The sequence below is a fragment of the Maridesulfovibrio spiralis (SeqCode) genome (genome assembly GCF_048571135.1).
Lineage (GTDB): Bacteria > Desulfobacterota > Desulfovibrionia > Desulfovibrionales > Desulfovibrionaceae > Maridesulfovibrio > Maridesulfovibrio spiralis.
In genome coordinates, this window is sequence record NZ_CP182344.1 from 1,239,985 (window position 1) to 1,252,880 (window position 12,896).

Sequence of the window (12,896 nt, forward strand, 5' to 3'; positions counted from 1 at the left end):
CTCCTTTTGGATTAAGCAAAATTATTGTCCGTACACGAAGGTCAGGGTTGTGTTGTTGAATCCGATAACTCTCGAATATTCAACACAATGGGTCCTATCTTTTACCAGCCCCAAACCTGACTTGTTGTCGGCGGTTTTCTGCATGACGGCCTGCGGATCGAACTGCAATCCGCTGTCGCGCAGGTTAACGTGAAGCTTCCCTTCGTTGTCATGGATGCGGACATCCACAAAACCTTTCCGGCTGCCGGGATAGGCATGGCGGACGACATTGGAAAGCATCTCCCGGACACTCTCCCGAACATTTGCGGCAACGCTTTCCTCCAGCTCCAGCCTTTCAAGGTACGAGGACAGGCTTTTCATTATACCTTCCACACTCTCTTCATTGTCTGCCCCGGTGGCTTCGAAAACCTTATCCCCGGCAACGCTCCCCCCTTCCAGCAGCAGGATACTGTCGTATTTTCCGGGGTTGTCGCGTCTCATCCGCCGGTAGCAGCCGTAAACCATAAGCAGGGTTCCGGCTTCGGCAAGGGAAAAGGAAACCCAGATCCCGGTAACTCCCATGATCATTGAAAGCACATAGGCTGAAGGGACAAGGATCGCCACTCCCTGCACAACAGAGATGGCGGTGGAAATCCGCTTTCTACCGATGGTCATGTAGTAGAACATGGCCAGGAAGGTGAAGCATGTTCCCATGAGGCTGACTGCGAAAATACGCACCGCCGGGACGCCTTCGGCGATCACTTCCGCAGAGCGGACCCCGAAAAGATGCAGCACTGTGCCGGGGAAAAGTTCCAGCAGCAGAATGACGACCACACCTGAAACCATAAGGACCTGCGCGGCCCGTTTGACCACAAAGCGCACTCCCAGATAATCCTTTTCACCGTAAAGAACCCCGACGATCGGAGTCATGGCCTGCGCTGCACCTGAAATGAACATGGAAGCAAAAGAAAGACAGGACAGGCAGACTGAAAAAGCAATTACCCCGGTTTTTCCGGCTACATCCTGAACCATTGTGTTGATGGCTAAAATCTTGATGGTAATCAGGATACTGCTCAAAGCTGCCGGAGCACCTGTTGCCGCAATTTCCTTGATGTTTTTAAGCAGAATCCCCGGACGCAGACAGATCCCCCGATCAAAACCGAGATTGCGTTCACTGCTCTTGGCATAAGCAAAGAAAAACACTCCGCCCACGGCGTAACCGGAAACGGTAGCCAGTGACGAACCGGAAATTCCCATGCCGAACGGCCCCATGTAGAGCAGGTCCAGAGCAAGATTCACCAGATTGGAAGTGATCAGCATTGCCGAGGCCATCTTCACCCATCCGTCAGCCCGCAGACTGTAAACCAGCCCCAGCGGCAGGATAATCAACGGTGCGCCGTAAACAAGCTCTTCCAGAAAATCATGCACCAGCGGCCTCAGCGAGGGTTCTTTAGTCAGCAGGTTGGTGATTGAGTCCAGATTACCGCTCAGCACGACAACAAGAAGCAGGCTGATGGCAAACATGCCCACAATGGCACTGCTGAAAATTTCCCTTGCGTAAGCGGTCTGCCGCTTCCCAAAAGAGACGGAAATTATGGTTGCCGCCCCGAAGCCGAGCATTACCGCCACTGAGGTGTAAACCATCATTACCGGAAGGGCCAGATTGACAGCCGCCAAAGCATCTGCACCGAGCATGTTGCCCACGATGATGCTGTCCACCACAATGGACATGGTGGTGGTCATTGCCATGAGTATGGTCGGGATAAAGAACTCCCGGTACTTGCGATCCAGAAGCCCGCTGTGGCGGGTATTTATTGTCATTGTATTCATTTTTATTTCGATCCTGATAAATTACATGGAAACAAACAGACGTTCGGCCCGATCTCTCTTTCCGCTGGACAGCTTGAGCAGTATCATCCCCAACTGCGGATGATCCGTGATCAGCTTGCGCATATCTTCCATGGAAAAGTGGTAAACAAAGCTCGGGTCCATCGCTTCAACGGAATTGCCGGACTTTCCTCCGTCCAGTACGCCGCCTTCACCGAAACAGGCCCCGGAACCGTCAACACGTACCGTACCGACCCAGCCCAATGCGCTGTTGCGGTAAACTTCCACCATGCCGTCCATAACCAGACTGACCTGCTCCAATTCGGAATCTTCCTGCTGGATCAATCCATTCTCAGCGTAGTAGGCAGGTTTGACCCGCGCTGCCACGGCCTCAAGCGTATCGCCGTCCAGCAGGTTGAAGCTTGTCTTGCGCAGATCTGCAACCCGGTCCTCAAGAGCCTTTTTGACAAACAGGGACAGATCCTGCGGGCAGGGCTCCTTCCATACGAAACCGCAACGTCCGAGCAGCTCCGCTGAACGGTCCACCCGTACCTGCGCGGAAGTCGACCCGGAATTGGTCAGCCAATCCTGCCAGCCAAGATGAACCAGCAAACGCTCTACGTAGGTGTCAAAGCCCTCGCACCCGGCATGACGGGCCACAAACTCAATGAACTTCTCAAAAGACATCCGCTCCATACGCAATCCCAGACTTTCATCCCCGAGTGCTTTGGAAAGGCTCATCAATTGCGGGTTGTGGATGTGGAATGTCTGCCCGCTAACACCGGGACGGATCAGGGCCGCGACAATGGCCTGCGCCGACTGGTCCACATAAGACATGTTGCGGGTATCGGTGAGGTCCGGTGCTGCACCAAGGTTAACGTAGCAGCGCAACTGCTGGTAGAACGCGTTATCTTCAACATTGCTCTGGAAAACCCCGGTCTGGGAATCGCAGGTGATGTTTCCGGCGCGGTAGACATTGATTGCCAGACCTTCGGCCCGGTATTTTTCAAGCAGTATTTCAGCCTCAAGCTTGGAACGCACATAGAGGTTCTTAGGCTTCTGGCCCAGATCAACGTCAAATTCAGTGAACAGGATACGGCTGCGCCCTTCAACATCCCCGCTACCGATAGAGGTGGTGGAGATATGGTGTATGGTTTTTTCCCGGCCCCGGCGGGCAAAGGCGACCAGATTTTCCACACTGGTCACGTTGGCGGTTTCAAAGACCTCCCAGTCTCCGTAATGGCTGGTCAGGGCTGCGGAATGCAGGATAGCATCAACTTCCCCGGAAAGGCGTTCAAAAGACTCGGCTGATAACCCGAAATCCTCACGGCCAAGATCCCCGGCCAGAATTTCCACCCGTTCCCCGCCGACATTCTCCAGAGCACGTCCGAACCTCTCCAGATAAAAATCAGCCAGACGCTTATGGGCGGCACGGTCATCCGCAGCGCGGACAATGGCTGTCACTTTTGCTGCGGTGCTTTGCAGCAACTCACGCAGCAGGTAAATGCCGAGGGTCCCGGTGGCTCCGGTCAGGAACAGGTGTTCCGGTTCGCGCACTGTTTCAGTATCCAGCTCGCGGTCCTGTTCACAGGCCGCATCATAAGCCGCAATCTGGTCATTGATGAAATCATCTTCCGGCGGAGTTTTAACCAGCTCCTTAAGACGCAGCAGCCGTGCGGAACGCCCTACTTCCGCTTCCCGGAAACTGGCAGCCTGATCTGCAACGGTGGTGTGGGCAAAGAGGTCCGAGGCACTGATGTCGTAGGAATCACTGAGCTCAGCCAGCAGTCCGATGGCACTCAGGGAATCCCCGCCGATATCAAAAAAGGAATCATAAAGACCGAAGCCACGGTGTCCGAGAACCTTTTCCCAAGCCTTGGCGACACGTTCTTCCTTATGGTTGCGCGGTTCCAGAGGTCCGGTTGCGGGTCCGGTAATTTCCGGGCGCGGCAGCTTTGCACGGTCGACCTTGCCATTACGGTTCAAAGGCAGTTTTTCCAGCTGGACCACATGGGCCGGGACCATGTACTCAGGCAGTTCCCTTTTGAGCATGGAACGGACTTCAGCGAGATCAAGCTCTTTTGTCGCACTCAGATACGCTGCCAGAATTTTGTTGCCCCCCGGATCATCCAACGGAACCACAACGCAATCCTGAACTGAATCAAATTTATTCAGGCAGGATTCAATCTCACCCGGCTCAATACGGTAGCCGCGAATCTTGACCTGAAAATCCATACGCCCAATGAAATCAACGGTCCCGTCCGGAAGCCAGCAGCCTTTGTCCCCGGTGCGGAACATCCGCTCTCCCGGGGAAAAAGGATCGGCAGTGAAATGTTTATCCGTCAATTCCTTACGGTTCAGGTAGCCCCGTCCCACACCAGAACCGGAAACACAAATCTCTCCGGGAACGCCGATAGGACAAAGCCGGTCCCGCCCATCGAGAATATAAATCCGGGTGTTGGCAACCGGACTGCCGATGGGCGGCTTGGACATGATCTTCGGCACATCGTAACTCAGGCAGGCCATGGTTGTTTCACTGGGACCGTACTCGTTGGTCAGCCGGAAACCACCCAGCCTGTAAGAGCGTAACCGGTCACCGCCCACAATCAGGTAACGCAGGCTGTCCATGTCGCAGATACGCATATACTGCTCCGCGAACTGGGTCGGGAAGTGGGCATGGCTGACCTTGTTTTCATTAAAATATGCATCAAGCTCCGTAGGGGAACGGCGCAAATCTTCAGGAATGACATGCAGGGTGGAACCGGAAACCAGCGGTGCGAAGACCTGCACAACCGAGACATCAAAACTGAAGGCTGCAAAGGCTGCGCATGCAGAGTTGCTGTCCATGCAGTGATGTGTGGCGTACCAGTCAATGAAGTTGACCATGGAATGATGCTCGATGAGCACACCTTTGGGCTTGCCTGTGGAGCCGGAGGTGAAAATGCAGTAGGCCAATGCATCACCGCCGGCGGCTAAACCGGGATCACTGTCATCTTCCGGGAGCGGTCCGTCCATGGTAATGGCGGTGCAGTCGTGTTCAATACCGGCAAGCTGTTCTTTTGTGCCCAGCACACAGGGGGCCGCAGTGTCCTCAAGGATAAACTGCACCCGCTCCGGGGGATATGCAGTATCCAGACCCACGTAGGCTGAACCGGATTTCAACGCTGCCAGCATCCCGGCTACCGACCAAATGGAACGGGCGGCAACCACGGCGATGATTTTGTCCTTCCCGCCGCCATTCTGCGCAATTGCGCGGGCGGCCCGGTTAGCCAGCTTATCCAGTTCGGCATAGGTCAGGGTTCCGTCTTCGGCCTGCACCGCAATGTGATCTGGATTTTCCTCAGCATGCTGTGCAATGGCCTGACAAACTGTGGCCCATTGTGGAGCTTCAGTTGCTGCGGGGTTGAAGTCACTGAACAGGCTGTCCCGCTCTTCGGGCAGCAGGATATCAATATCCTTGAGCATTGTTTCCGGTTCACCGCTGACCACATCCAGAATGCGGCAGAGGTGTCCGGTCATGCGCGCTATGGTTTCATTGCGGTAAAGGGTACTGCGGTAATCAACCTCCAGAACCAGATTGTCACCATCATCCTCAAGGGCGATGGAGATATCGAATTTCGCGGTGTTCAATTCCAACATGCCCACGTCCGCACTTACCCCGTTCAGCTCATAACGGTTGCTGACCCCGGTATTTCGCGAAACAAAGTTCACATCAAAAAGCGGATGGCGGCCCGGCCCCCGGTTCACGCCCAGATGTTCATACAGGCTGCTGATGGGATACTCAGCGTGTTCATGAATGGACAGTATCTGCTTGCGGGTTTCAGCCAGCAGATCGCTGAAAGGCAGCTCTCCCTGCGGACGGATGCGGGTAGGCAGGGTACGCACGAACATACCGACCAGCTGGTTGGTTCCGGCGCGGTCCCGGCCGCTCATGCTGGTTCCGAGACAGACATCCTCACTGCCGGACCAGCGGCCCAGCAGAATGCCGATGGCGGACATGAACACATGGTGCAGCGTGGCCCCGTGTTCTTTAGCCAGTGCCCGCAACTTGTCACTCAGCCCAAGCTCAATGAGATGGCGGTACGATTCCCCGGCAAAATCCTGATGGGACGGTCGCGGCAGATCTGTGGGCAGGTCCGCTTCAGGAACGGTTTCAAAAAGCCCGGTCCAGAACTTCTTGTGGCGCGCTTCGTTTTCTTCCCGCCGTTCCGCTTCCCAAAAGGCGAAATCCTTATGCTGGAAAGGCAGCGGTTCAAGCTTCGCTCCCTGATAAAGCGCGAAAAGCTCATCCAGAAATACCCCGGCGGATACCCCGTCAAAAGCAATGTGGTGGAAATCCAGCAGCAGCCAGTGCAGCCCCGAATCGCGGGAAAACAGCTTGGCCCGCATCAGCGGCGGTGCGGAAAGATCAAACGGTCGCATGAACCCGGCTCCGAACTTTGCCGGATCATCAGCAGAGGTGCTGGCGAAATCGAGTTTGAGATGCACCTTATCAAACACCCGCTGCACGCAACGCCCATCTATAATTTCAAATGAACTGCGCAGGGACTCGTGCCGCTCCAGCATGCTCAGCAGGGCCGCCGAAAGTTTTTTGCTGTCCAGCGGACCTTCCAGCCGGATGCAGAACGGCATGTTGTAAGCGGTTCCGATGCCTTTCATGCGGTTAAGCAGAAAAAGCTGCTGTTGTGAAACCGTAGCCGGGTAATATTCCATTTCCGGCGCGGGCTGGATTTTCTCACTTCCCCCGCCCTCGGTATTTACAAGCATAGCCGCCATCAAGCGCGGTGTGGAGTGCTCGAATATTGCCGAAAGCTCGACATCACGCTCCAGCTTCTTGGAAATAAGCACCTGCAAGGCCACAGCCCGCAGGGAGTCACCGCCGGACTTGAAAAAATCCGCTTCAGCACTGACTTTTTCCCGGTCCAGAGCTTCGCCCCAGATATCAGCCAGTGCCTGTTCCAATTCGGTTTCCGGGGCAACATACTCCTCGACAGACTCTTCAGATGACTCCGGTTCGGGCAATTGCTTGCGGTCAACCTTGCCGTTATGGTTAAGCGGCAGGGAATCCAGCTTGAGCATACAGGAAGGAACCATGAATTCAGGCAGCTTATCTTCCAGATATTCAAGCACGGTATCAACTTCAACCGGTCCGCAGAAATATCCGCAAAGGTAAACGTGACCGCGGCTGTCCTTGTAATCGACCACAGTGGCTTCGCAGATCCCTTCAACCGCGAGAATTGCGTTTTCAATTTCTCCCAGCTCAATGCGGAACCCGCGCAGCTTGACCTGCCTGTCGATACGTCCCAGATGAAGAATATTCCCCTCCGGGGTCCAGGCGGCAAGGTCACCGGAGCGGTACATAATCTCACCCGGCTTAAAGGGGCAAGGAACAAAGCATTCCGCTGTCTTATCCGGTCTTTTGTGATAACCCCGCGCAACACCGGGACCATGAATGCACAACTCCCCGCCGTATCCCGGAGGCTGCAGATTGTCGTGCTTATCAACAATGAATACCGAATAGTTGGGAAAAGGCTTACCGATGGGAATATTTTCTTCCCACTCAGACATTTCATACTGGGTGGTGTAGATGGAACATTCCGTTGGACCGTAGACATTTCTGACCGGATAATTTCCGGGATTGAAAGTGCGCAGCTTCTCCCCGCCGGTGTTCAAAACCTTAAGCGAGGAATCTTCCACAAAATTCATGAACTGTTCACCCAGCTGGGTGGTCAGGAAAGTCCAGGTTATGCCGTTGGAGCTGTAATATTCATTGAGAGAGCTTAACGAGAGGCGAATTTCATCAGGAATGATATGCACTTCCCCGCCGCTGAAAAAGCCGAGGAAAATTTCCAGCAGGCTGGCATCAAAAGAAAAGCTGGCATGCTTGGCAATGCGGTCATCCTCATTGATGCCCTGCGTATGCATGACCCCGTTGATAATATTGCAGATACCCCGGTGCTCCAACAGAACACCTTTCGGGGCCCCGGTGGAACCGGAAGTATAGACAACGCAACATAAATCTCCGGGAAAGCAGGAAACGCCCAGTGCCGAACTGTCAGCGGAATAGGCTTCCGGGAGATCCATATCCACCACATTCACCTTTTCAGCATCAATCTGGTCCATGAACCGGGACTGGGTGACGATAAGCGGAGCTGAAATATCATCGAGCATAAATTTGATCCGCTCTTCCGGGTATCCGGTATCAATGGGCATGAAAGCCGCCCCGGTCTTCAGAATAGCCAGCTGAGCAACAATCAGTTCGGCGGAACGGTCTGCGAGAAGGCCCACAACAGTCTCCGGTCCTGCCCCCTGAGACTGCAAGGTCCGGGCAAGGGAATTCGCCTTTGCATCCAGTTCCGCGTAGGTCAGAGAGCGTCCCCGGTAGACAACCGCCCTGCGACCCGGAAAACGCCGGACACTTCTGTCCACGCATTCATTCAAGGTGGTTTCCACCTCCCAGTCACCGCTTATGTCATTAAAATCATTCAAGACCTTATCAAGATCGGCGGCAGGAATGAATTCCAGACGTGAAACCGGAGTATCAGGATTGCGAATCCCGCTCAGCACCGCATTCTCAATGTAGGCGGCAAGTTTCCTGACCCGCCACGGCTCAAAAACAGCCTTCTGGTAAGCCAGCCGCAAACTTATTCTGTCGTTGTGCGGATCATCAAGGCGCGGGAAGGTCATGAAGGCTGTGAGGGCCACCAGCGATTCGCCATGATTATGCAAAACAGGTTCAACATAATCCGGCATATTGTTGTAGACAAACTCCACCAGCGTACAGGACATAAGGTCCGGAACATCTCCGCTGCGTTCGCGGATGTCGGCAGCCAACTTGTCATAAGGATAACGCCCACGGGCAAGGCATTCCCGGACCGTGCTGCTGGCGGACTTGACCAGTTCGCCAAAAGAGATTTGCGGTTCGACTTCCATCCGCAGGGCGCATGTATTTACGTACATTCCCACGGAATCACGCAGTTCCGCTGGATAGCGGTTGGCGATCCCGGTCCCGAAAACAACATCCTCGCGGCGCATGATCCGGGAAAGAACCGCCGACATTGCCGCCAGCACCACCCTGAAAGGGGAAACCCGGTTTGCCGAGCAGAATGCGAGAAGTTCACGGGATGCCTTTCTGGAAAATAAGTGTCCGTAAGCATCAAGCTTAAGCGCGGCCGTTTCCACCCGACCTGCAATATCCATCGGGTCCGGGGATGTTTCGAACTTTGAATTCCAATAGCCGCTGTCTTCTCTGCATTTTTCAGATTGAAGATATTCCTGCTCATCCTTGTAAGCGGCATCCAATTCCGGGACCGGGTCGAATTTAATCTCACCGCCGTCTTTAAGGGCTTCATAGACCTGCATGATGCGCCGGAAAAAGAAATCAACACCCCCGCCGTCAATGGCTATGTGGTGTCCCCTGAAATAAAGGAAGACCACACCGGAACCGGCATCGGCAACAGTCAGGCCGTATGGCAGGCAATCCAGCATGGGAGTCTGCATTCCAGACTGCTGCTCCGCCCAATCCAGATAGGCCTGCTCGCCGCCTTCCCTGAAATCACGCAGCCCTACGGACGGCTCAAGAGCGTTGTCGATGTACTTAACAGGCTCCCCGTTCTTTTCGCTGAACACCACATGCAGTCCGGGAATATTCTCAATTGCAATAAGCACTGCCTGCCTGAGGATATTTATGTCCCCACGGGCCAGACGCAACGAAATGGGAACATTCCACATGCAGGATTGCGGGTACAGCTTCTGGGTAAAATAAATACGCTTTTCAGCATGGGTCAGTGGAACAGTGACGATTTCAGACATAGGCGGCCTGCTTTTTTAGAAGTATCAGTGAATATAATAAGTCTTTCCAAAACTAAAATTTTGCCGAATTTATAGCATGTTACTACACAGAACAAAAGAAATGTCAGTGAACTTAAAAGATTCATAATTCTTAGTAAAAAAAACAGGGCAAAACCGGCATTTACCAACCGATTGAAAATCAGCAGACTATCCCAATAAACAGAAGGTCCTACCAGCTAGAGATACAGTTTGTACGCAAACTGTCCGCACAATTCCCTTAATTACGCCCAAAAACTATTAGACGAACTGAAACAGCATCGTGGTCATACACATGACATGGCTCTGCTTGCTATACGCTGTGGCCTACACTTTGGAGAAATTGCAGCACTGACATGGCACGGTAATCCCCCCGAAAATTAATTGTTCTGAAAAGTAGAATTTTCTCGTAAAGAAGACCGAGGAGATTCAGATGAAAAAGTCACGCTACAGCGACAGTCAAATTTTGAGTATTTTGAAGCAGGCCGAGAATGGAGTTCCCGTTGCCGAGCTTTGCCGTGAACACGGAATGAGCAGTGCCACGTTTTACAAATGGCGTTCCAAATACGGCGGCATGGATGCATCCTTGATGGCTCGAATGAAAGAGTTGGAACGTGAGAACCGCCAGCTTAAGAAAATGTATGCCGAAGAGCGATTGAAAGCGGAAATCGTCAAGGAAGCTCTCGAAAAAAAGTGGTAAAGCCGTCTTGTCGGCGCAAGATGGCAAAGGCAGCCGTGAAGGAAGAAAAGGTCAATATCCGTCAGGCGTGCGAGGCTTTCAGCATCAGCCAAACTTGCTACAGGTACGAACCGAAGCTCTCCGCTGAAAATGAACTTGTTGCCGACTGGCTAGTCCGGTTAACGCACAACCAACGCAACTGGGGTTTTGGATTGTGCTTCCTGTATCTGCGCAACGTGCAAGGCTTTTCTTGGAATCATAAGCGCGTTTACCGGATTTACCGAGAACTTGAGCTGAACATGCGCATTAAGCCTAAGAAACGGCTTGTGCGTGAAAAACCGGAACCTTTATCCCAGCCCGAATCTGCCAATCAAGTTTGGTCCATGGATTTTATGCATGACCAACTTGAAGATGGGCGCAGTTTTCGTTTGTTGAACGTAATCGACGACTTTAATCGTGAAGGATTGAGCATCGAAGTAGATCTATCATTGCCTGCGGATCGTGTTGTTCGAACACTGAACCAGATTATCGAGTGGCGTGGCAAACCCGAAGCAATAAGATGCGACAACGGCCCTGAATACATAAGCAACAGGCTACTGCTATGGGCAGAAAAAGAAAAGATACGGCTGGAATATATCCAGCCAGGAAATCCGCAACAAAACGCTTACGTTGAACGCTTCAATCGGACCGTGCGGTACGACTGGTTGAGCCATTACATGTTTGAAAGCATCCAAGAGGTGCAGGATTACGCAACCAAATGGCTCTGGACATATAACAATGAATGCCCCAATATGGGCATTGGCGGCATCACTCCGATGCAGAAACTGAGAATGGCTGCATAGCCTCTACTTTTCAGGCCCCCTAAGAATGGGGGGATTACCCCTCCAATACCAGAACAATTACTATCAAAACGATTACCAACAAAGATATATTATTAGAGCGTAGGAAGCCATTATTCGACACTCCCATTGATATACAGCATACTTAATTACCAATTACTTAAAAATTAGAAGCCCGGTTAATATGTTTTGACCGGGTTCTATTATATCAACCTACTTTTCCTTAACCGACTTCTTTAGCTTCTAAAACTGAGGAAGTCACATGACCACTACACCACCAACATATCACTTGGCTCAAAATGGGACAGGCAATGAGTGAGCTCAATGTCTATCGCGATACCATGCGCAAATATTGCCAAGAAGGGTTGGTTCGTGCCGAAAAACTTCCTTCCGGTCACTGGCGGATAGATTCCACCAACATAGACGAAATGCTTCAAAACGACAGATTAATAGTTGAACATTTACAGGTATTTATGTATGAGCAAGAGTATAATGGCTATACGGAAACCTTTCAAAAGAGGCGACTTTTGGTACTACGAAATCAATCGTAAAAGAATGAGTCTCAAGACTAAGGACAAAGCCAAAGCCCTGCGAGTTTTTAACGAGACCAAAAGGGAATATTTGGCGGGTAGACTGAAGCTGCTTACAAAAGAAAAATCCATATCTTTAGATGACTTTGCAGCTGAATACCTAGAGTGGGCAGAGACTACACAGATATATAAGACCTTCAGGGCCAACAGATTAGCCCTGAACAAAATCCTTGCGATTGAATCAGCTTCCAAACGGCTGGACAAACTTAGCCCCAAGACGATTGATAAACTGATAGCTCAAAGCCGGAAAAAGAAGCTCAAGCCTGCATCTATCAATAACTACATCAGCCATGCCCGCATGGTCATGAACAAGGCAGTTGAATGGAAGTACGTAAAAGAGAATCCATTTGCATCTTGTAAATTAGTTAAAAAAAACAGACGACCTCCTGCTTTCCTTAGCCCTGAACAATGCACTGAATTTCTGACGTCCATCGCTGATAACGAACTAAAAAAACTCTTATCAGCTACCTGTTCACCGGACGGCGCAGGGAATAACTCTTTAATCTGGAATGGACAGACATCGACTTCGAAAGGAATTCCTACCTGATCCGCAGAAGCAAACCCCACCTCTCAAAGCACTACCCCATGCATCCGACCTTTAGAAAAGTCTTAGAGTCCTATGAGGAAAGAACTGGCCGTGTTTTCAAGAAATGGCTGCATATTGATACGATCAGCAAACATGTAAAGATGGCTCTGATCAACGCAGGCTTTGAATATTTCAGACTTCATGACCTTCGTCATACTTTTGCTTCCAACTTGGCAGAAGCAGGTGAGTCCCTTCACTCCATCGGAGAGCTGCTTGGGCATACCGACAAGCGTACAACTGAAATTTATGCTCACCTGTCCAGTGGACACCTTACTCAGTCAATCCAGAAGCTTACTTATCAGCCAGAATAATTTCTCGCTCATTGCCCAAATGTACGCGCCCCAAGTTTTTCAAACCGCCACCACAACCGTCACCAAAATTGAATTTTGCGTACAATTTGCGTACACAGCCACTTTTCGGCCCATACAAAGAAAGCCTCACAATGCGATAACACACTGTGAGGCTTAACTTTTTCATGGAGCCAACGATCGGAATTGAACCGACGGCCTGCTGGTTACGAATGAAGAATTCTATACTTTCACACACCCTCACAGACCATCCCTAAACGC

General features: G+C 51.8%; 6 protein-coding genes. 4 read left to right on the forward strand and 2 right to left on the reverse strand.

The window, feature by feature from the left end; genetic code table 11:
• Positions 1–21: 21 nt before the first annotated feature.
• Entirely contained in the window at positions 22–1,809 is a 1,788-nt protein-coding gene (locus ACNI29_RS05570; protein ID WP_419781209.1) for an MATE family efflux transporter, read from the reverse strand.
• A 21-nt stretch (positions 1,810–1,830) separates the two neighbouring features.
• Positions 1,831–9,618 carry an amino acid adenylation domain-containing protein gene (locus tag ACNI29_RS05575; RefSeq protein ID WP_419781210.1) on the reverse strand — a complete coding sequence of 2,596 codons (7,788 nt, stop codon included), beginning with the start codon at positions 9,616–9,618 and terminating at the stop codon, positions 1,831–1,833.
• A 448-nt stretch (positions 9,619–10,066) separates the two neighbouring features.
• On the opposite strand from ACNI29_RS05575, the gene ACNI29_RS05580 reads away from it, so the two are divergent.
• The 4 genes from ACNI29_RS05580 (at position 10,067) to ACNI29_RS05595 (ending at position 12,638) form a co-directional block, all read left to right on the forward strand.
• Positions 10,067–11,154, forward strand: a protein-coding gene (locus ACNI29_RS05580) for an IS3 family transposase (RefSeq protein WP_419781211.1) whose coding sequence is annotated in 2 segments (ribosomal slippage) — positions 10,067–10,319 and positions 10,319–11,154 — 1,089 coding nt in all. Because the reading frame shifts where the segments join, the coding sequence is not laid out codon by codon here.
• Between the two features lie 296 nt (positions 11,155–11,450).
• Complete coding sequence (locus ACNI29_RS05585) at positions 11,451–11,702, forward strand: MerR family transcriptional regulator (protein ID WP_419781212.1); 252 nt, start codon at positions 11,451–11,453, stop codon at positions 11,700–11,702.
• Between the two features lie 4 nt (positions 11,703–11,706).
• Entirely contained in the window at positions 11,707–12,288 is a 582-nt protein-coding gene (locus tag ACNI29_RS05590; protein WP_419781213.1) for a site-specific integrase, read from the forward strand.
• Positions 12,288–12,638, forward strand: a complete 351-nt coding sequence (locus ACNI29_RS05595) for a tyrosine-type recombinase/integrase (protein ID WP_419782090.1) — start codon at positions 12,288–12,290, stop codon at positions 12,636–12,638. Before ACNI29_RS05590 ends, ACNI29_RS05595 begins: the two co-directional genes overlap by 1 nt.
• Positions 12,639–12,896 lie beyond the last annotated feature (258 nt).

What these genes read in the sequence shown, in the direction of transcription:
- ACNI29_RS05570 (WP_419781209.1), bottom strand. Translation starts at nt 1,809, where the DNA reads ATGAATACAATGACAATAAATACCCGCCACAGCGGGCTTCTGGATCGC.
- ACNI29_RS05575 (WP_419781210.1), bottom strand. Translation starts at nt 9,618, where the DNA reads ATGTCTGAAATCGTCACTGTTCCACTGACCCATGCTGAAAAGCGTATT.
- ACNI29_RS05585 (WP_419781212.1), top strand. Translation starts at nt 11,451, where the DNA reads ATGGGACAGGCAATGAGTGAGCTCAATGTCTATCGCGATACCATGCGC.
- ACNI29_RS05590 (WP_419781213.1), top strand. Translation starts at nt 11,707, where the DNA reads ATGAGTCTCAAGACTAAGGACAAAGCCAAAGCCCTGCGAGTTTTTAAC.